At 71.9% G+C, this 19,361-nt stretch carries 15 protein-coding genes and 2 pseudogenes; 7 read left to right on the top strand and 10 right to left on the bottom strand.

Annotated elements, in window-relative coordinates; translation table 11 throughout:
- Positions 1 to 209: 209 nt before the first annotated feature.
- The 5 genes from IEJ02_RS34015 to IEJ02_RS34035 all read right to left on the bottom strand — a co-directional run bounded on the left by IEJ02_RS34015 (position 210) and on the right by IEJ02_RS34035 (position 5,553).
- Positions 210 to 776, bottom strand: coding sequence for a snapalysin family zinc-dependent metalloprotease (locus IEJ02_RS34015; RefSeq protein WP_223864947.1), 567 nt, complete (start codon positions 774 to 776; stop codon positions 210 to 212).
- Between the two features lie 222 nt (positions 777 to 998).
- Positions 999 to 2,078 (bottom strand): serine hydrolase domain-containing protein, encoded by a 1,080-nt coding sequence (locus tag IEJ02_RS34020; protein WP_317985990.1) that lies wholly within the window; start codon positions 2,076 to 2,078, stop codon positions 999 to 1,001.
- Between the two features lie 490 nt (positions 2,079 to 2,568).
- Positions 2,569 to 3,234, bottom strand: coding sequence for a response regulator (locus tag IEJ02_RS34025; RefSeq protein WP_191068358.1), 666 nt, complete (start codon positions 3,232 to 3,234; stop codon positions 2,569 to 2,571).
- A complete protein-coding gene (locus tag IEJ02_RS34030) occupies positions 3,227 to 4,429 on the bottom strand; it encodes a sensor histidine kinase (protein WP_191068359.1) in 1,203 nt (400 codons plus the stop codon). The genes IEJ02_RS34025 and IEJ02_RS34030 overlap by 8 nt, the downstream gene beginning before the upstream one ends.
- A 194-nt stretch (positions 4,430 to 4,623) precedes the next feature.
- Complete coding sequence (locus IEJ02_RS34035) at positions 4,624 to 5,553, bottom strand: LysR family transcriptional regulator (RefSeq protein ID WP_191068436.1); 930 nt, start codon at positions 5,551 to 5,553, stop codon at positions 4,624 to 4,626.
- A 90-nt stretch (positions 5,554 to 5,643) separates the two neighbouring features.
- On the opposite strand from IEJ02_RS34035, the pseudogene IEJ02_RS34040 reads away from it, so the two are divergent.
- A pseudogene (locus tag IEJ02_RS34040) lies at positions 5,644 to 5,898 on the top strand (alpha/beta fold hydrolase); the annotation flags it as partial.
- Positions 5,899 to 5,900: 2 nt separating this feature from the next.
- Entirely contained in the window at positions 5,901 to 7,295 is a 1,395-nt protein-coding gene (locus IEJ02_RS34045; protein WP_317985991.1) for an MFS transporter, read from the top strand.
- Positions 7,296 to 7,423: 128 nt separating this feature from the next.
- Here IEJ02_RS34045 and IEJ02_RS34050 read toward each other — a convergent pair whose 3' ends face one another.
- Entirely contained in the window at positions 7,424 to 8,293 is an 870-nt protein-coding gene (locus IEJ02_RS34050) for a helix-turn-helix domain-containing protein (RefSeq protein ID WP_191068361.1), read from the bottom strand.
- 142 nt (positions 8,294 to 8,435) lie between these two features.
- Between IEJ02_RS34050 and IEJ02_RS34055 the strand changes: the two genes are divergently transcribed.
- The gene (locus IEJ02_RS34055) at positions 8,436 to 9,050 is read left to right on the top strand and encodes an NADPH-dependent FMN reductase (protein ID WP_191068362.1); all 615 of its coding nucleotides are present in this window, start codon (positions 8,436 to 8,438) and stop codon (positions 9,048 to 9,050) included.
- Positions 9,051 to 9,099: 49 nt separating this feature from the next.
- Here the strand turns inward: IEJ02_RS34055 and IEJ02_RS34060 are convergent, their stop codons facing one another.
- On the bottom strand, positions 9,100 to 9,597 hold the full coding sequence (locus IEJ02_RS34060; protein ID WP_191068363.1) for a winged helix-turn-helix transcriptional regulator: 498 nt from the start codon (positions 9,595 to 9,597) through the stop codon (positions 9,100 to 9,102).
- A 308-nt stretch (positions 9,598 to 9,905) separates the two neighbouring features.
- On the opposite strand from IEJ02_RS34060, the gene IEJ02_RS34065 reads away from it, so the two are divergent.
- The 4 genes from IEJ02_RS34065 (at position 9,906) to IEJ02_RS34080 (ending at position 15,807) form a co-directional block, all read left to right on the top strand.
- On the top strand, positions 9,906 to 11,105 hold the full coding sequence (locus IEJ02_RS34065) for an MFS transporter (protein WP_370467170.1): 1,200 nt from the start codon (positions 9,906 to 9,908) through the stop codon (positions 11,103 to 11,105).
- A 342-nt stretch (positions 11,106 to 11,447) separates the two neighbouring features.
- Positions 11,448 to 13,736 (top strand): MMPL family transporter, encoded by a 2,289-nt coding sequence (locus IEJ02_RS34070; RefSeq protein ID WP_191068365.1) that lies wholly within the window; start codon positions 11,448 to 11,450, stop codon positions 13,734 to 13,736.
- Between the two features lie 2 nt (positions 13,737 to 13,738).
- Entirely contained in the window at positions 13,739 to 15,115 is a 1,377-nt protein-coding gene (locus IEJ02_RS34075) for a sensor histidine kinase (RefSeq protein ID WP_191068366.1), read from the top strand.
- Complete coding sequence (locus IEJ02_RS34080) at positions 15,112 to 15,807, top strand: response regulator transcription factor (protein WP_191068367.1); 696 nt, start codon at positions 15,112 to 15,114, stop codon at positions 15,805 to 15,807. The genes IEJ02_RS34075 and IEJ02_RS34080 overlap by 4 nt, the downstream gene beginning before the upstream one ends.
- Before the next feature lie 218 nt (positions 15,808 to 16,025).
- Here the strand turns inward: IEJ02_RS34080 and IEJ02_RS34085 are convergent, their stop codons facing one another.
- From IEJ02_RS34085 to IEJ02_RS49185, 3 genes and pseudogenes are all read right to left on the bottom strand, one after another.
- Positions 16,026 to 17,249: an FAD-dependent monooxygenase gene (locus tag IEJ02_RS34085; protein WP_191068368.1), complete on the bottom strand. Its 1,224-nt coding sequence runs from the start codon at positions 17,247 to 17,249 to the stop codon at positions 16,026 to 16,028.
- A complete protein-coding gene (locus IEJ02_RS34090; protein ID WP_191068369.1) occupies positions 17,246 to 18,646 on the bottom strand; it encodes an MFS transporter in 1,401 nt (466 codons plus the stop codon). Before IEJ02_RS34090 ends, IEJ02_RS34085 begins: the two co-directional genes overlap by 4 nt.
- Positions 18,647 to 18,963: 317 nt before the next feature.
- Positions 18,964 to 19,286: pseudogene (locus IEJ02_RS49185) on the bottom strand (cation transporter); the annotation flags it as partial.
- Positions 19,287 to 19,361: the final 75 nt, after the last annotated feature.

A 19,361-nucleotide genomic window follows, 5' to 3' on the forward strand; every position in this document is an offset into this window, starting at 1 on the left:
CGCGAACTGGCCGCCGTGGCCCGCTACCTGGGCTACGGCCCCGGCCATGTCGGCGAAATGCTGGAAGACTACCGCCGCACCACCCGCCGGGCACGAGCGGTGGTGGAACGCCTCTTCTACGACTACGAGAACTGACCTGAACGAGCTCGCTTGTCAGGAGACCCTCGTGGCCGACCCCACCAGACGGGCCGGCCACGTGGACGACGGGTTCAGCCCTCCGAGGGGGTGCCCCAGCCCGGTACCGGGTCACCGACATCGTGCGTGGCGAAGAAATCCGCGACTTCGGCGGCTTCTTCCGCGTCCGGCTGATCGTTGGTGCACTCGGGGCCCGCCCAGGCGCCGGACATCACCTTGGAGCAGACGCTGCCCGGACCAAGGTCGCTCAGCGACAGAATGTGCCCGAGTTCATGGACGGCGATGCGGGACGGCTTGTACTTCTGAGCATCCCCGGTTTCGAGGTAGACCCAGCCCCTGCCCAGGCCGTTGAGGAAGGAGTGGGAGGCGGTGCCGTTCGCGGTCGTGTATTCCTTGACCCGCAACGCCGCCGGGGTGTCCTGCTCGACGAACTTGATGCTGGGGACGGCCCTGTTCCAGATGTCCATCGCATCCCGGACCGAATCCGCGAAGGATCCGGCCAGAAGGAGATCGATCGGAATAACTTCCGGTTCGGGCTCCGCGGCGTTCGCCGGAGCACCGGCACCCACCACGACAGCACCGGCGCATAATACGGCCGCCATCAGATTCATCGCTCGTCTCCGCACTGCCACGATCTCCATCACGCCTATGGGTTTCCGCTGACGTCGCGCACGGGAAACGGGAACAGCCGCTGGATTTTGACGGCCCTTCCCGTACGCGCACCAGCAGGAATCTACTGGAGGGGATTCCGCCACAGCCACCATGACAAAACATCTGCCACCCGAAAAGTGCCTATAAAAGCGGGGAGGTGCCGGAACGTCGTCGAGCAGGCAGGGTCCAGGTGGCGGTGCCACCCGCTGCTGTCACTCGCTGGGGTTCGGCGAAGGCAGTGACCTGCCCAGCATCTGGCAGGTCGCCGCTTCGACGAGGGTCTTGTTCGCGGTCGCGGCCGCCTTTTCCTTGATGCCGAAGTTCGTGCTCGTCAGGACCGCGACGCTGCGGTGCCCACCGGCGTCGGTGTAGATCTCGCTGGAGTAGCCGGGCAGGCCGCCGGTGTGGCCCCACACCGTTCCGCAGGGCGTGTTCACCTTCATCAGGCCGAGTCCGTAACCGCCGCCTTCCTCGGGGGCGGAGACGGTGGTGCGCATCTGCTTCATCTGGGCCTTGGGCAGCAGCTTGCCGGACATCAGCGCGGTCAGGAAACGCTGCCAGTCCTGTGCGGTGGAGACCATGGCTCCCGCCGCCCCGGCCCAGCTCGGGTCGATGGCGGCGGTGTCGACGTTGCTCCCGGGACGTTCGGGGCCGACGAACCCGACGCCTTCGGGCAGGTCCACGGTGGGGGAGAGGATGTCCTTCAGGCGCTCGGCGTCCGGCTCGTAGCCGGTCACGTGCTGCTTCCCGGTGCTCCAGTCGGCGTTCGTGGCCAGGTACGAGTCCTTCATCCCCAACGGCTTGGTGATCTTCTGCTCGATCAACTCGGCCAGGCTGCGCCCGGTGGCCTTCTCCAGGATCAGCCCGAGGGCCGCGTAGTTGGCGTTGCTGTAGGAGTACTTCTGGCCGGGTTCGGCCGGCGGGTCCTGCTCGGGAGTGATGGCGAGAAGGTCCTCCGGCCGCCAGGTGCGCCGCTCCTGGCCCGTGAGAGAGGGCAGGAATTCCGGTGTCAACAGGAAGTCACCCAGACCGCTGGTGTGGTTGAGCAGCATCCGGACGGTGATGTCCGCGCCGCCCTTGACCAGTCCGGGCAGCCACTTCTCCACCGGGTCGTCCAGGCGGACCTTGTCCTCGGCCACCAGTTGCAGGACGAGGGTCGCGGTGACCGTCTTGGTGTTGGACCCGACTCTGAACTGGTCGTCGACGGCGAGGCGGTGGTCGTCCTTCGTCCAGGCGGCCTGCCGTGCGATCTCCACGGGCGACCCGCTGCCGCGGTCGACCCGGACGATCACCCCCAGGGAACCCTTGTCCGCCGCCTTCTGCGCGATGCCGGCCAGCCTCTTGCCGTCCGCCGCGCCCCCGCGCCCCCCGCGCCCCCCGCGCCCCCCGCGTCCCCCGCGTCCCCCGCGTCCCCCGCGTCCGCCGCGCTCCGATCGGCCGACGTCCTCGCCGCGCTCGACTCCGTGTCCGAGCAGCCCATGAGCACCCCGCTCATACCGGTCGCCAACGCCACTGTCAGCACTCCGCGCAGGATCCGGTGGCGAGATGACGTGTGTGCGGACATGGCAGTTCCCTTCGGCGCATGACGGTTGCTCCGTGCGTCGGGACCCGGGCGCTCTTCCCGCCGGCCGGCCTTGCGGCGGCCCCTCCGCACAGCGACCATTCAGCCAGCGACAGCCGCCCGGCACATCGCTCGATGGCGGGCCTTCAGCAGGCCGCGGGTCATTCGATGGAGTGACACGGGCGGGGCCCGCATCGCGCTGCCCCGCCCACCGCACGCGGTCAGGACAGCGCGTTCCTGGCCAGCACCGCCGCCTGCGCCCGGCTCTGACAGCCGGTCTTCGTGAGCATGCGGCTGACGTGCGTCTTCACCGTGTGCAGGCTCACCACGAGCCGGTCGGCGATCTCGGCGTTGCTCAGCCCGTCCCCGACCAGCCGCAGCACGTCGCGCTCCCGCTCGGTGAGGTCCCTCAGCCGGGCCAGCTCCTGCTCACTGGGCCGCTGCCGGGCCCGCAGATGCCCCTCGATGATCCGGCTGGTCACCGCCGGGCTCAGCGCGCTGTGCCCGGCCGCCGCCGCCCGCACCGCCCCGGTCAGCTCCTCGTACGCGCTGTTCTTCAGCAGGAAGCCGGACGCCCCGGCTGCCAGCGCTTCGTCGACGTAACTGTCCAGGTCGAACGTCGTCAGCATGAGCACCTGGCTCCGCCCGGGCCCGAGGAGCCCCCGACGGCCCAGCTCGGCCAGCGCCCACAGCCCGTTCCGGCGCGGCATGCGGATGTCCAGCAGCAGCACGTCCGGCCTCAGCCGCGCGCACGCCTCGACGGCTTCCTCGCCGTCAGCCGCGGTGCCCACCACGGTGAGGTCGGCCTGACTGTCCAGGATCGCGCTCAGCCCGGCGAGGATGATCGGCTCGTCGTCCACCACGAGCACGCTGATCTGCTCAGGCACCGGCCATCTCCAGGGGCATCGTGGCGACGACGCGAAAGCCGCCGTCACCGGTCGGTCCCGCGGTGAGCTCTCCGCCCAGCGCGCTCACCCGTTCACGCATGCTGACCAGGCCGAGCCCGATCCCCGCGCCGGCCGTGCCGCGCCGCGCCCCGCGGCTGTTCTCCACCTCGCACCGCAGTCTGCCGGCCGTGCCGTCGACGGTGAGCCGGACCGGCGCCCCGGGCGCGTGACGACGAGCGTTGGCCAGTGCTTCCTGCACGATGCGGTACCCCACCGTCTGCACCGGAGCCGGCAACGACTCCAGTACGGTCCCCGTCGTCGTCCCCATCCGCACCTCGACCGCCCCTCCCGCGGCACGGTGGCTGTCCACCAGCGCACCCAGCTCACCCAGGCCGGGCACCGGCTGCAAGGGGGCCGCGTCCGCCGGATCACGGAGCATACGCAGCAGATCACGCAGCTCACCACCGCTCTGCCGGCCCGCCGCCGCCAGCCCGTCGACCTGGGCACGGGCCCAGTCGGGCAGTTCGCCACCGCGGGCACGCAGGGCCTCCGCGTGCACGACGAGCAGGGTGAGCGAATGCGCCACCACATCGTGCATCTCGCGGGCGATCCGCGCCCGCTCCCGCTGTGCGGCCTGCGCCGCCTCCAAGCGCCGCGCGCGACTCGCCTCGGCCGCCCGCAGCTCGGCCGTGGCGAGCAGCGCGCGCTGGGTACGGGAGGCGAAGCCCATCGCCCACGCCAGTGGCATCGGGGCCAGCGCGGCGAGAACGTCCAGACCGCCCCGGAACTCACTGGCGCCCGCCGTCATCCGGTTCACCCACAGGCCGAGCAGACCCAGCACGCCGCCGCCGAGCAGCGCCGACACGGTACGCGGCCAACTCGGGCAGCGGCTGCCCAGGTTGTACAGCAGCACGGCGAGCGGCACGAAGGCCAGCGGAGTCAGCTTGGCCCCCTCGCCCGCGCTCACCACCAGCGCCGTCACCAGCGCACCGAAGCCCGTGACGAAGGCCGTCACCGGCCACCGCCGGCGCAGGCCCAAAACCACCGCGGCCACCGCCTCGTACCCGATGAGCGACGACCACGCCGACCCCGACGTGTCGACGTACGGCTGCGACAGCAGCGGCGGCAGAAACGTCAGGGCGACCAGGCCGGCATCAGCGCCCCACCTGGGCCACTTGCCGTCAACCACGTTCATCCGCCCGACACTATCGGTGGTTGGCGGTGGCGGGTTCGGCCGGGAGTCTGACGAACGCCACCGAGCCGTGGCCGTCAACGGGCCGTCCGTGGACGACCGCGACCGGCACGTGGATCGTGGGAAGGGCCGCCGTCAGGTCGGTGTCGCGCTGGCTCGTCAGGTGCCCCGGTGATGCAACGTTTCGCTCTCGATCCTCATGCGTGGCCGAGCCGCCGGTCGAGCGCGGCGCCGACGTCGGGGCAGTTCCTGCGGACGGTGTCGAGGAAGGCGCCCAGCACCGGGGAGCGGTCCCGGTCGGCGAAGGACAGGACCAGGTCGGGCAGCGCCGTGCGCGGGGTCACCTCGCAGAACCAGACGCCCGGGCGCGGGGCCGACAGCATGCGGGAGGGCCCGAGGCCCACGCCGACCCCGCAGGCGGCCAGGCCGATGATCGTGTGCACGTCCCTGGCGACGGTCGCACCGTCCAGCGCGGCGGCATCCTCACCGAGCAGGGTGCGCAGCCCGGCGGCGACCGCGGGCTCGTCCTCCCCGGGGGCCACGATCAGCGGCTGCCGCCGCAGTTGGTTCACACTCACCGACGTCTGGCCCGCGTAGGGGTGCGCGCCGCTGACCACGGCGATGAGATGGTCGTGCCCGACCGGGACGGACACCAGGTGCTCGGCCCCGGCGCCCCGTGGCGGTCCGAGGGTGACGGCCACGTCCAGTTCCCCGGCCATGAGAGCGGCCGCGCTGCTGCCGGATGCCATCTCGTGCAGCTCCAGCCGTACGTCGGGCCGCTCGCGGCCGAACCGGCCCAGGACGTCCGGCAGCGGGTCGAGCAGCGCGGAGGCGATGAAGCCCAGGCGCAGTCGGCCCGTCTCACCGCGCGCCGCCCGGCCGGCGTCGACCGTGGCCGCCGTCATTTCCTCCAGCGCCCGCCGCGCCCGGGCGAGGAACGCCTCGCCCGCGGCGGTCGGGAACACGCCCTGGCGCGTACGGTCGAACAGCCGGGCCCCGGTCTCGCGCTCCAGGTCGGCGATCTGTTTGGACAGCGGGGGCTGCGCGATGCCCAGCGCGTCGGCCGCCCTGCCGAAGTGTCCGTGCTCGGCGAGGGCGAGCGCGTACCGCAGATGCCGCGCCTCCATGGTCAGCCCTTCCATATCCGAAAAGTATCGCCACCCAGCCTGTCACATCTTTCAGTGGATGGCGCTGCCGTCGCCGACTGGGATGGGGCCATGACGTCCTCCCTGAACACCGATGTGAACGACACCGTCTTCGTTCTCGTCCACGGCGCCTGGCACGGCTCGTGGCAGTGGGCGGCGACGCAGCGCGCACTCGCCGGTCCCGGCGCCGCGAGCGTGGCCGTCGACCCGCCCGGGCACGGCTTCGGTGCGCCGCCGCCCAGCGGGCACCTGCCGCCTGGCCGGCCCGGTCTGCCGACCGAGCGGTCGCACCTCGCCGACGTGCGGGAACTCGCCGAGGCCCTGGTCCGGTGAACGGCGGTCGGTTCCTGCTGCCTGTGGTGCTGAGTGCCACCTTCGCGCAGCTGCTCAACGTCACGATCGCGCAGATCGCCGCTCCGGCCATCCAGTCCGGCCTGGGCGTGGGCCCCGGTGCGGTGCAGCTCGTCCTGGCCGGGTACACCCTGGCGTACGCGTGCCTGCTCATCACCGCCGCACGGCTGGGCGACCGCTACGGTTACCGGCGGCTGTTCGTGCTGGGCACCGCGGTGTTCACGGTCGGCTCGGTGGCCTGCGCCGCCGCACCCGGCGCCGGATGGCTGGTCGCGGCCCGGCTGGTGCAGGGCGCGGGCAGCGGCCTGGTCGCCCCACAGGTGCTCTCGCTCATCCGCACCGGGGTATCCCCGGAACGTCGCCCACGAGCCCTCGCCCTGTACGGCGCGACGATGGGCGTGGCCTCGCTGGCCGGGCCGCTCATCGGTGGGCTTGTCGTCGGCACCGACCTCTTCGGCCTCGGCTGGCGGGCGGTCTTCCTGGTCACGGTGCCGGTGGCGGCCGTCTCGCTGGCGGGGGCGGCCCTGCTGCCCCGTACGCGCGGTACGGACGGGCAGCGCGTGGACTGGGTCGGGGCGGCTCTGGCCACCACGGGCTTCGGCGCGCTAGTCCTGCCGTGTGCGCTGGGCCGGGAGGCCGGCTGGCCCTGGTGGACGTGGGCTTCCTTCGCCGTGGCCGCGGCGGCCCTCACCTGCTTCGTCCTCACCCTCCGGCACCGGCCGGCCCCTCTGGTGCACCCGTCGGTGCTGCGGGACGGGACCGCGCGGCGGGGTGTGCTGCTGGTGTTCGTGTTCAACGCCGGGGTGCCGTCGTTCACCTATCTGCTGTTCCTGCACCTGCAGTCCGCCCTCGGGTATCCGGCGCTGTCCGCCGCGCTGGTGTCGGCGCCGTTCGCCGCCGCGGCCGTCCTGGGCAGCCGTGCCGCTCCGGCCCTCTCCCGCCGCCTGGGCCCGACCGCGCTGACGGCCGCGGCGCTGGCACTGGCGGGTACGGCCCTGGCGCTCGCGCCGCTCATCGGCACCGCGCCAGGGCGCCGGGCGGCCCTGCCGGTGCTGGCGGCCGGGGGCGCGGCGTTCGGTCTGTTCACCGCCTCGGTGTTCACTCTGGTGCTGGCGGGCGTGCGGGGCGCCGCGGCGGGCTCGGTGTCCGGGCTGCTGCCCACGGCCCAGCAACTCGGCGGCTCGATCGGGGTGACGGCGGCGGGGCTGGCCTACTTCGCGCCGGCGGACGGTGCGAACGCGGCGTTCGGCCACGCCATGGCCTACGAGGCCGCGGTCTTCGTGCTCACGGCGTTGATCGCCATCCCACTGCGACGGACCAGTTCGGGGCCGGAGCGATCCCGGCCCCGATCACTTTCCGAAACGCACAGGTAGACCGCCGGAGGCAGTGCCTCGCGCGTCGATACGCACCGTGTGGAGGCACACGCCCGGTTGAGGACGTAACGGTGGGGCGGCCCGGTCGTGCGGCTGATCACCTGTAACGGCCGAGGGCCCCAGCGGTCTCAGCCGGACACCGCGCGCAGCGCCCCGGACCGGCGGCCCGTGAGCCGGTCCAGCGCGGCGGCGGAGGCGTCGTCGGCGGGGATGTGCACCACCAGGCGCTGATCGTCGTCGGCGGGCAGCTCCAGCGTCTCGTACGCCAGGCGGAGTTCTCCCTCCTCGGGGTGAACGAGACGCAGGACGCCGTTCGCCCTCGGCAGACCGGGCAGGGTCGTCACCCGCTCGGCGAAGTCCGCACCGGCGGTCACGGTCAGCTCGTCGGCGACCGCCGCGATATGGGGGTCCGCGCGGAACGGCCCCTGCTTCAGCGCGGCCACCTGGTCATCGGCGACCCGGTCCCAGTCGGGGTAGGCGGTGCGGGCCCGCGCGTCGGTGAAGACGTAGCGGACCAGGCTGGGCGGGCCGCCGTCCGCGCCGTGGGCATCGAGGAGCCCCAGCGGCCGGGTGAGCCGTTCGTACGCTTCCGTCCAGGCCAGGAGCTCGCCCAACCCGTTGCGCAGAACGGCCGGGGCGGGCTCGAGACGGTCCAGCAGCGCCCGCACGGTGGGCCGCACCGTACGGCCCGGTACCGCCCCGCCCCGGCAGGTGAACCCGCCCTCGGCCCCCTTGGAGAGCCGGTGCAGATGGACCCGCTCGCTCGCGGTCAGCCGCAGCGCGTCGGCGAGCGCGGAGAGCACGGGCGCGGACGGTCTGCGGTCGCACCCCTGCTCCAGCCGGGTCACATACTCCACGCTGACCCCGGCGAGCGTGGCCAGCTCGGCCCGGCGCAGCCCCGGCGTCCGGCGGCGTGGCCCGGTGGGCAGCCCCACGTCGGCGGGGGCTACGGCCTCGCGGCGGCTGCGGAGGAAGAGCCCCAACTCGTTGTCGCTCACGTGGTGAACGTAACAGCCGTGCCGGTGCGGATCGTGGCCCTGCCACTACCCGTCTCGGCCCGGTCTTCCTGGCACCCGGTGGCCCCGGCAGATTCGAAGGCGATCCAACGGACCCCGGCACGAGGAAAGGTGCTGAACCAGCATGCCCACTGAGCCCCAGAACGGCGGAACCCTCAACCTCGCGGTGATCATCGGCAGCGTCCGGGAGGGCCGGTTCGGCCCGGTGGTCGCGAAGTGGTTCGCGGAACGGGCCGAGGAGTACGGCCGCTTCACGGTGAACCTCGTCGATCTCGCCGACACGGCCCTGCCACTGGCCCTCCCGGCGGTGCCGCCCGCCCTCGAACCCCGGATGGCCCGCCCCGCCGGGATGGCGGACCTCACCCGGCGGCTCGAGCAGGCCGACGCGGTGGTCGTCGTGACGCCCGACTACAACCGCAGCTTTCCCGCCTCCCTGAAGGCCGCGATCGACTGGCACTACACGGAGTGGGAGGCCAAGCCGATCGGTTTCGTCGGCTACAGCGGAGCCAGCGGCGGCCTGCTCGCCATCGAACAGCTCCGCCAGGTCTTCGCCGAACTCCAGGCCCATACGGTGCGCAACGTCGTCACGTTCCCGCGCTACTACGAGCTCTTCGGCCCGGAGGGCGAGCTACGGGACCCGGAGGGCCCGAACGGCGCCGCGAAGGCGATGCTCGACGAGCTGCTGTGGTGGGGCGAGCTCCTCCACGAGGCGCGTCGCACCCGGGCCGAGACCGCCTGAGCGGCCGGAGATCACCCTCACCGCCTGTCCTCCTGCCCGACGGCTCCGCTCAGCGGGTCCTTCCCGCCTTCGTCGAGGTCTCCTTCCCGGCCGTCTCCGTCGCTTGCACCTTTTCCACGACGGTGTCCTCCGGCTCTACCAGCCGTCCGTCCGCCGCCTGGATCCGCAAGCGGCGCAACGGGCGGCTGGTCCGGCGGTCGAGGAGGCGGGAGTGGTCCTCGCCCGGGGTGAAGCACTGCTCCTCGCCCCACTGGCGCAGAGCGACGATCACCGGGAACAGGGCGCGGCCCTTGTCCGTGAGGAGGTACTCGCGGTGGGACGCGCCGTCTGGCGCGGGCACGCCGCGCAGCACCTCGGCCTCCTCCAGTGCGCGCAGCCGTGCCGACAGGATGTTCTTGGCGATGCCGAGGCTGCGGTGGAACTCGCCGAAGCGGCGGCTGCCGTCGAAGGCGTCCCGCACGATCAGCAGCGACCACCAGTCGCCGATGGCGTTCACCGTCCGGGCGACGGGACAGGGGTCGGCGTCGAATCGGGTGCGGGCGACCATCCGTGGCTCCTCTCCTCCGGCTTTCCGGATCCCCTCCAGGGTTGGTTGCAACATGCTACCTCGCATGGCTACTGTGGCGCGCCGGTAGCAAGATGCAACCGAGTGGGAGGTGTGTCGGTATGGCGATCCAGTGCTCCGGTGCGGTTGGCGGGAGCGGCGGGAGCGAAGGGCGCGGCGGGAACGACGGGCGCGGCGGGAGTAGCGAGTGTGGTGGACGTGGCGAGTGCGAGGGGAGTGGCGGCAGCAGCGGTCACGAGGCGCATGCTTCGGCCTCGGTTCCGGTTCCGGTCCCGTCGCCGTCCGCCGGGCTGGTGCCTCTGCTCGCCCTCGCCTGCGGCAGCTCCGTCGCCACCGTCTACTTCGCCCAGCCCCTGCTGGTGACCCTCGGCGAGCGGTTCGCGCTCGGCTCGGGGCTGCTCGGTGTGATCACCGCCGTGACGCAACTCGGCTATGCGGCGGGCTTGCTGACGCTGGTGCCGCTCGGCGACCTGCTCGACCGTCGGCGGCTGGTCACCGGTCAGCTCGGGCTGCTGGCACTGGCCCTGCTGGGCGCCGGGCTGGCGCCGGGCGTGGCGGCGCTGCTGGGCGCGCTCGCCGTGGTCGGGCTGCTCGCCGTCGTCGCCCAGACGATGGTCGCGGCGGCTGCCGCTCTGACTCCGCCCGCCCGGCGCGGCCGTGCCGTCGGGACGGTCACCGGCGGTATCGTCACCGGAATCCTGCTGGCCCGCGCCGCCGCGGGCGTCCTCGCCGACCTCGCCGGCTGGCGGGCGGTCTACCTGGCGTCCGCGGGCGTCACCGCCGTCCTCGCCCTGCTGCTGCGTCGTGTTCTGCCCCCGGGCGCGCCGTCCGCCGGGATGCGCGAGGCGTCGTACGGACGGCTGGTGGCCTCGACGGTCGCCCTGTTCGTCCACCATCCGCTGCTGCGGATCCGGGGCGCGCTCGCCCTGCTGGTGTTCGCGGCGTTCAGCACGCTGTGGAGTGGCGTGGCGCAGCCCCTGAGCGGTCCGCCGTGGTCGCTGTCGCACACCGCGATCGGAGCGTTCGGGCTCGCCGGGGCGGCCGGGGCCGTCGCCGCCGGAGTGGCAGGGCGCTGGAACGACCGGGGGCTCGCCGAGCGTACGACCGGTGTCGGCCTCGCCCTGCTGGCGCTTTCCTGGCTCCCGATCGCCCTGACCCGGCAGTCGCTGTGGGCGCTGGCGATCGGCGCCGTCCTGCTGGACTTCGCCGTCCAAGCCGTCCACGTCACCAACCAGACCCTGATCCACGCCGTCCGGCCCGACGCGGGCAGCAGGATCATCGGCGGCTACATGGTCTTCTACTCGGCGGGCAGCGGCCTCGGCGCCCTCGGCTCCTCCCTCGCCTACGCAGCGGCGGGCTGGTCGGCCGTGACAGCCCTCGGCATGTCATTCAGCCTCGCCGCCCTGCTCCTGTGGGCGACAACCCGCCGTAACAAGGGGCGGCCCACGTGCCGCCCCGCCCACCGCGTGGGCACCGAACCGACGAAGTAGTCGATCATGCCCTGGCGTATCGGCCGATCGCCTTGTGAGGCCCGGCCCAGCTCTGGGCCCAGATGACAGGGCGAGGGCTGCCATGGTGGCGGTACCGAGGACGATGCACTCGCCGCGCGATCGGTAAGACCACTGGGGCTCCCTCGAAAGGGTCAAGCACTGCCCCGGCCCGCCCCGGCCTGTAGTGCGTAGGCACCAGGACACGCAGAGCGGCTGGTCCGGGTGCACCAGGCGAAGACGGCGGCGGGGGACGATGCCCGGCGGGGCGCCGGAGGGAAGGGTTGGAGGCGCGTGAATCTCGCGCATTCCCCCTTGCCCAGTGGCGTCTGGAGTGATCAACAGGTGGCGACATTTCTTTACCGGATCGGACGGTGGGCCTTCCGGCGGCGCCGGCTCGTGGGCGGTGTGTGGCTGGGTGTCCTGGTGCTGGCCGTCGTCGCCGCCGCCATGGCGCCGGCCGGGGAGGAAGAAGACCTCTCCATGCCCGGCACCGAGTCGCAGAAGGCGTTCGACCTGCTGGACGAGCGCTTCCCGCAGAGCAACTCCCAAGGTGCCGAGGCCCGTTTGGTGTTCCAGGCCCCGGACGGGCAGCGGGTGACGGCCAGGGAGAACAAGGCGGCCGTCGAGGACACGCTCGGCTCGCTGGACGGGGGCGATCAGGTCGCGTCGACCACCGACCCCTATGAGACCGGCGCTGTCAGCGAGGACGGCACCATCGCCTACTCCACGATCACCTACACCGCGGACGCCGTCGACCTGACCGAGTCGACGAAGAGCGCCCTCGAGGACGCCGCGAGCCAGGCCCGGGACGCGGGGCTGACCGTGGAGATCGGCGGCTCGGCCCTGGATTCGGAAGAGGAGCCGGGCGGTACGACGGAGATCATCGGAGTGGCGGTGGCGGCGGTGGTGCTGGTCCTCGCCCTTGGATCGCTGGTCGCGGCCGGATTGTCGCTGCTGACCGCCCTCGTGGGCGTGGCCATCGCCTTCGGCCTGGTCTCCGCGCTGGCCGTTCCGTTGGGCCTGACGTCCACCGTCGCCATCCTGGCGCTGATGCTGGGGCTGGCGGTCGGCATCGACTACGCACTCTTCATCACCTCCCGTTTCCGCGACGAGCGCGCCCGGGGCAGCGAGCCGGAGGAGGCCGCCGGCCGGGCGGTGGGCACGGCCGGATCCGCCGTCGTCTTCGCCGGCGCGACCGTCTTCATCGCCCTGGTCGGGCTGGGGGTCGTCGGCATCCCCGAACTCACCAAGATGGGCATGGGCGGCGCGGGCGCCGTGGCCCTTGCCGTACTCGTCGCACTGACCCTGGTCCCCGCGCTGTTCGGCTTCTTCGGCAATGGGGTATCCCCTGCTCGAGCGAAGCCGAGAGCTTGGGGAAGGGTACTCTCCCGTGCCGCTCGCAAGGCCACCCGGCCGGGGAGCGAGCGCCCGCACCCGGTGCCCGCCGCGGCCGGCCGGCCTGGGCTCGGCATCCGCTGGGCGCGGTTCGTGCTGCGCCGGCCGGTGACCGTGCTGCTGATCGCCGGGCTCGGTCTCGGCGCCGTCGCCCTACCGGCGCTGAGCCTTGAACTCGGGCTGCCCGGAGATGAGTCCAAGTCGGTGGAGACCACCCAGCGCCGTGCCTACGACCTGCTGTCAGAAGGCTTCGGCCCCGGCTTCAACGGCCCGTTGACCGTGGTCGTGGACACGTCGGAGTCCGGGGACACCCGGGCCACCACGGACCTGGTCGTGAAGACCATACGGGGAGTGGACGGGGTCGCGTCGGTCGGTGATCCGGTGCTCAACCGGACCAAGGACACGGCCGTCCTCACCGCCGTCCCGCGGACCGCGCCGAACACCGGCGAGACCAAGGACCTGGTGCACGCGATCCGGGGCGCGGTCTCCGGCGTCGAGGCCGACACGGGCGCCGGCATCCTGGTGACCGGCACCACCGCGATGAACATCGACATCTCCGAAGCCATGTCCGACGCCCTCATCCCCTATCTGACCGTGGTCATCGGCCTGGCGGTGCTCCTGCTGACGGTGGTCTTCCGCTCGGTCCTGGTCCCGGTCAAGGCCGCGCTAGGCTTCCTGCTGTCGGTGGGTGCCGCCTTCGGCGTCCTCGTCGCCGTCTTCCAGTGGGGCTGGGCGGCAGACCTGATCGGCATCGAGCAGACCGGTCCGGTCATGTCGCTGATGCCGATTCTCATCATCGGCATCGTGTTCGGCCTCGCCATGGACTACGAGGTCTTCCTCCTCACCAGGATGCGGGAGGCCCACGTCCATGGCGCGTCCTACGACGAGGCGATCGTGGGCGGTTTCCGGCACAGCGGACGTGTGGTGGCCGCGGCGGCGATCATCATGATCAGCGTGTTCGCCGGATTCATCGGGATGAGCAGCCCGACCATCCAGACGATGGGCGTCGGCCTGGCCGCCGCCGTCGCCTTCGACGCCTTCGTGGTCCGGATGGCGATCGCACCCGCGGTCCTGGCACTGCTCGGCGACCGGGCCTGGTGGCTGCCCCGTATCCTGAACCGCGTGCTGCCGACTGTGGATATCGAGGGTGAGAAACTGAGCACGCGTGTCCCGGCCCCCGCGACCGTGCCGGACACAGTGGCGCCGCGGCTCCCCGTCGGCCGGCACCGGCACTGAGCATGACGAACACGGGTGGCGGTGGCCCGCGACCGCGCGGCACGTGGTGGCGGGAGGGAGCGATCACGGCGACGGCGTTCGCGCTCTGTCTGCTCGGCGGCGTGGTGCGGGAGGACGGCAGCACGCTGTCACCGCCGCCCGCCGCCGCCTACTTCATCGCCGTGGTGTCCTGTGCCGTGTTGCCGGTGCGGCACCGGGCGCCCCTGGCCGCCATGGCGGCCACGACCGCGAGCGGCGTGCTGGTGCCGTTCTTGGGCCTCCTGCTGAGCCCGCTCATCGTGGCCCCCGCCGTGATCACCGCCTACTCGCTCACCGCACGCACCGAACGGCACGCGGCGAGCGCGGTGTCGCTCACCTCCGTGGCGCTGCTGGTCGCCTCCACCCCCTTGTTCGGGGCCCTCTCCTGGAAGGACGCGAGCAGGGTCGGAGCGGTGGCGGCCTTCCCGCTGGTGGCCGGCGTACTCGGTCACTCGGTGCAGAACCGACGGGCCTACCTGGCGGCCGTGGAGGAGCGGGCCCGGCGGGCCGAGAAGAGCCGGGAAAGCGAGGCGCGCCGCAGAGTGGCCGAGGAACGGGTGCGCATCGCCCGGGAACTGCACGACCTGGTGGCCCATCAGATCACCCTGGCCAACGCGCAGGCCACCGTCGCCGCCCACCTCTTCGACGCCCGCCCGGAGCAGACCCGCAAGAGCCTGCAGGAGCTCGTCGAGACCACCGGCCACGCACTCGACGAACTGCGGGCCACGGTCGGTCTGCTGCGTCAGTCCGGGGACGCGGCCGGGCCCGCCGAACCGGCGCCCGGGCTGTCCCGGCTTCCCACGCTCCTCGAGTCCTTCCGCCGCGCGGGTCTGGAGGTGTCGGTACACCAGGAGGGCACGGCCAGGCCGCTGCCGCCGGGAGTGGACCTCACCGCCTACCGCATCGTCCAGGAGGCCCTGACCAACGTGACCAAGCACGCCGGTACCGGTAGCGCCCGGGTGCGCCTCACCTGGAACCGCGATCGCGTGACCATCACCGTCGCCGACGACGGAGGGGGCGCCCGTACGGCGCCGGGCGCGTCCACGGGATCGAGTGCGTCCAGGGGACCGACCGCATCCTCGGGACCGAGTGCGTCCACGGTGCCGGACCGTCCCCCCGGTTACGGTCTGATCGGAATGCGCGAACGTGCCACCGCGGTCGGAGGACACCTCTCCGCGGGCAGGCGCCCGGAGGGCGGCTTCCTCGTCTCCACCCAACTGCCCCTCCCGCCCGCCAAGGACACGACGCGGACGACTGACGGAGCGACAACCATCGAGGGGCGGATGGCCGACGGAGCGACGGACGACGGACGGACACGCGACGGACGGACGGGTGACGGAGAGGCCGGGGATGCGCCATGACGCTCCGTGTGCTGCTCGCCGACGATCAGGCCCTGCTGCGCGGTGCCTTCCGGATGCTTCTCGACAGTGCCGACGACATCACCGTGGTCGGCGAGGCCGCCGACGGCAGGGAGGCGGTGAGACTCACCCGGGAGCTGCGCCCGGACGTGGTGATCATGGACATCCGTATGCCCGAGGTGGACGGTCTCACCGCCACGTCGGAGATCTGCGCGGACCCGGAACTGCGTGCCAGCCGCATCCTGATCCTCACCACGTACGAGACCGACGAGTACGTCGCTCAGGCGCTGCGCGCGGGGGCCGGCGGCTTCATCGGCAAGGGCATCGGGGCCGAGGACCTGCTGGACGCCGTGCGCACGATCGCCGACGGCGACACTCTTCTGTCCCCCGCCGCGACCCGCTCCCTGGTCGCCCGTTTCCTGGCCACACCGGACGACGCCCCGCGGCACCACCCCGAACAGCTCGCCGTGCTCACCCCGCGCGAACGCGAGATGGTGGCCCTGGTCGCGACCGGCCTGTCCAACCAGGAGATCGCCGAGCGGATGTTCCTCAGCCCCTTCACCGTCCGCGCCCACGTGCAGCGCGCCATGACGAAGCTGGAGGCCCGCGACCGGGCGCAACTCGTCGTCATCGCCTACCGGACGGGCCTGGTACGCGCCACCCCCGACGGCCCCGGCACCGACCGCCTGCCGTAGCCCGATACCGGGCTGGCCGGTCTTCCCATGCGGGTTCTGGGCCGTCTGCGCTCGGACAGGGTGATGCGCCGCCCCGCCGCGCCACGCGTCTCCGGCTCCAAGGGCGATCCCCAGGGCGACCCCAAGGGCGGCCGACCGTCGGCCCCGGACGGTCGCCAGGCGCGAAGAACCGCCGCCTGGCGACCCGTCACGACGCGGCCACGACCCCCGCGTTGAGGTCACGGCATCGGGGCGAATGCGGGCAGCGTAAGGGCCGAGTGGGCCGGTCGCGCTGTCGCGGAGGGCATGGTGACGAGGCCACGCAGCATGGCGTTGCGTTGTTCCAGGGCCCGCGCCGTGGTGGGGAAGAGCGTGGCCGCACCGTTGTCGACCAGTGCCTGATTCATGGCGACGAACTCGCGGACGTCGCGTTCGTAGGCGGCGAAGGCCGCGGTGTGGTCCCGGTTCGTGGCCAGGGCGCCCGCGAGCATGTAGGCACCGGCCAGCGCAAGGCTTGAGCCCTGTCCGGTGAGGAACGAGGGCGCGTACGCGGCGTCGCCGACGAGCGCGACGCGGCCGCTGGACCAGTGGGGCATGCGGATCTGACCGGCCGTGTCGAAGAACAGGTCATCCGCGTCGCGCATGGCGCCCACCATGCCGGGGACCTCCCATCCCGCGCCTGCGAAGACCGTGGCGACCAGGTCCCGCTGGGCGTCGGGGTTCCGGAGGGCGTCGAACGGCGGTTCCGGCTGGTGGAAGTTCAGGAAGGCGTGCAGCTCGTCGTCCTCCCCGACGGCGTAGAGCGCCGCGGCCTTCCCCGGGGCGTTCCACAACACGAGCTCGTGGGAGAGCCCGAAGGTGTTCGGCATGGTGAAGATGGCGAAGCAGTAGCCGAGGTAGCGGTGGAACCGTTCTTCGGGGCCGAACAGGGACTCCCGGGTCTGTGAGTGCATACCGTCGGCGCCGACCACCAGGTCGAACGTGCGCCGTTGCCCACTGCGCAAAGTGACGTCGACCCCTTGTCCGGACTGGTCGAGTGTGTCGATGGAGTCGTTGAACAGGAACTCCACGTCGTCGCGGACCTTTCCGTAGAGGACCGCGGCCAGATCCCCACGACGCACCTCGAGGTCCTGTCCCTCGACACCGCCGGCAACGGCGCTGGGGCTGACCGAGGCCACTTCACTGCCATCGGCGTTGAGGAAAGTGCAGCGACGCGAGTCGATGTGCACGTCCCGCAATTGCGGCAGTATCCCCATCCGCCGGACCACCTCGATCGCGGTGCCGCGGATGTCGATCGGGTAACCACCGTCGCGCAGCGCGCCTGCCTTCTCCACCACCGTGACCGCGCATCCGGACCGGTGCAGCCAGTACGCCAGCGCGGGTCCGGAGATGCTGGCCCCGGAGATCAGGACTGTGCGCTTCGCGGTCGTCCTCACGTCCCTCGACAGACCGGTGGGTTTCATGCCCGGGCTCCCTTTTCCTTTGTCATACGGACAACGAGCAGTGACAGTGCGGCGACGAGGCCGGCGACGGCGAAACCTGTGACGAAGGCCGATTCGGTAGGCAGGCCCGTCGTCGGGTCGGGCCCGGCGTCGAGGATCGCGGCGGCGATCTGGACGCCCAGGGCGATGCCGATCACGCGTGTCACCACGAGCACGCTGGTGGCGATGCCGGTGTCCTTGGTCTCGACGGCGGTGGCAGCGCTGGTGAGCAACGCCGTGGTGCCGACGCCCGCGGCCATCGCGGCCAGCGCCTTCGCGAGGATGAGCTGCCATTCCGCGGTGTGCAGCGACACCAGGGCGATCATCGTGGCCGCGGTGACGACGGCGCCCACGATGACCACGGCACGCAGACCGAAACGCCGTGCCGTGACCCCGCCGACCGAATCGCTCACCGCCCCGGCGATGGCGCCGGGGAGCAGGAACAGCCCGATGTCGGTGGTGCTCGCTCCGAAGCCGTACCCGTCGCCCGGTACCCCGAACAGCTGTGGGAGCAGAAAGCTCACCATTCCGAAACTGGTGGTGATGACGATGGTGAGCATGCACGCATGCCACATCGCGGGCTTGGCCAGCATGCGCAGATCGACCATCGGCGAGGCGGCCCGGCGCTCGACGACGACCCATCCGGTCGCAAGGGCGGACACGACCACCGCGAGGGCCCCGACCGCGAGTGGCGGCAGGCCGTCGTCGCCCGTCACCCTCACGAGCCCGAGCATGAACGCGAGCAACGTGCCGCTCAGCAGAACCACGCCCGGCCAGTCGAACCTGTACTCCGATTCGATCGGCGGATCATGCGGCATCAACCGAGCCACGACCAACGTCATCGCGATGATCGCGATCGTCGGCAGCGCGAACATCCAATGCCAGGAAAGTCCTTCCGCGATCGGCCCGGCAATCAGCGTTCCCACCATGCCGCCGCCCGTGAACAGCGCCATGACCAGCCCCATCCCCAGCTGTGACTCTCCTGCCGGGAGGTGCTTGCGCACCAGGATGAAGGAAAGGGGCAGCGCACCCACCATGGCGCCCTGCAATATCTGACCGAGTAACAACACCGTCAGGCTCGGCGCCAAGCCGGCCAACAGACCACCGGCCGAGACCACGGCCATGAGCCGGACCAGCACCCGCTTCCCGCCGTAGCGGTCGCCGAGTTTGCCTGCGACGGGTGCGACGGCGGCGCCGGTGATGAGCACTGCGTTGGAGACCAGTGCCCCTTCGCCAGAGCTGACTCCCAGCTCGCGTTGCAGCAGCGGGAGCGCGGGATCCACCACTGTCTGCAGGGTGCCGAGGGCGAGTGCCAAGATGCCGAGGGCACCGATCGACAGCCTCCCGATAGGGACCGGGGAAACCACCGCTTCGGACATGGACGTCCGCCAGCGGGCCGAACTGCTCGGCCGGTCAGCCGGCTGGGCCGACCCCGCCGCGTCGTAACGGCGCCGCCGGAAGGCCCACCGTCCGATCCGGTAAAGAAATGTCGCCACGTGTTGATCACTCCAGACGCCACTGGGCAAGGGGGAATGCGTGAGATTCACGCGCCTCCAACCCTTCCCTCCGGCGCCTCGCCGGGCATCGTCCCCCGCCGCCGTCTTGCCCTGGTGCACCCGGACCAGCCGCTCACGTGTCCTGGTGCCTGCGCACTACAGGCCGGCTTGGGCCCGGGCGGGGTTTGACCCGGAGGAGTTCAGCGACCTGGGCAACCACCGCAGGCGTCCGCGTCCTGTCGCCTGGCCGGGATCGCGGCGGCCGGGGCCGCACAGCATCCCTGGCCCTGCCAGGCGTCGCGACCCTCCTTGACGGCGATGACCGCGATGACCAGAGCGGCGATGGGGCCGGCCAGCCGAGGGTGGCGTTGAGGACCAGCCCGGCCAGGAGGACGGCGGAGAGGTAGGTGCACAGCAGAGTCTGCTTGGAGTCGGCGACCGCGGAGGCGGAGCCCCGTTCGCGGCCCGCGCGGCGCTGGGCGGCGGACAGGAAGGGCATCACCGCCAGGGAGAGGGCACCGAGATCAACTTCGGCGGGCAGCCGCGGGTGAAGCCGGCCGTCGAACCCCTGCCGACAGTTCCGCATATCGCCGAGCCC

It is taken from the genome of Streptomyces sp. 5-10 (genome assembly GCF_014712245.1).
Lineage (GTDB): Bacteria > Actinomycetota > Actinomycetes > Streptomycetales > Streptomycetaceae > Streptomyces > Streptomyces violaceusniger.

Bases quoted from the DNA above. Each gene is read 5' to 3' on its own strand.
- IEJ02_RS34055 (WP_191068362.1), top strand. From the start codon at position 8,436: ATGCCCACTGAGCCCCAGAACGGCGGAACCCTCAACCTCGCGGTGATC.
- IEJ02_RS34080 (WP_191068367.1), top strand. From the start codon at position 15,112: ATGACGCTCCGTGTGCTGCTCGCCGACGATCAGGCCCTGCTGCGCGGT.
- IEJ02_RS34090 (WP_191068369.1), bottom strand. From the start codon at position 18,646: ATGTCCGAAGCGGTGGTTTCCCCGGTCCCTATCGGGAGGCTGTCGATC.
- IEJ02_RS34060 (WP_191068363.1), bottom strand. From the start codon at position 9,597: ATGGTCGCCCGCACCCGATTCGACGCCGACCCCTGTCCCGTCGCCCGG.
- IEJ02_RS34035 (WP_191068436.1), bottom strand. From the start codon at position 5,553: ATGGAGGCGCGGCATCTGCGGTACGCGCTCGCCCTCGCCGAGCACGGA.
- IEJ02_RS34075 (WP_191068366.1), top strand. From the start codon at position 13,739: ATGACGAACACGGGTGGCGGTGGCCCGCGACCGCGCGGCACGTGGTGG.
- IEJ02_RS34030 (WP_191068359.1), bottom strand. From the start codon at position 4,429: ATGAACGTGGTTGACGGCAAGTGGCCCAGGTGGGGCGCTGATGCCGGC.
- IEJ02_RS34015 (WP_223864947.1), bottom strand. From the start codon at position 776: ATGGAGATCGTGGCAGTGCGGAGACGAGCGATGAATCTGATGGCGGCC.
- IEJ02_RS34085 (WP_191068368.1), bottom strand. From the start codon at position 17,249: ATGAAACCCACCGGTCTGTCGAGGGACGTGAGGACGACCGCGAAGCGC.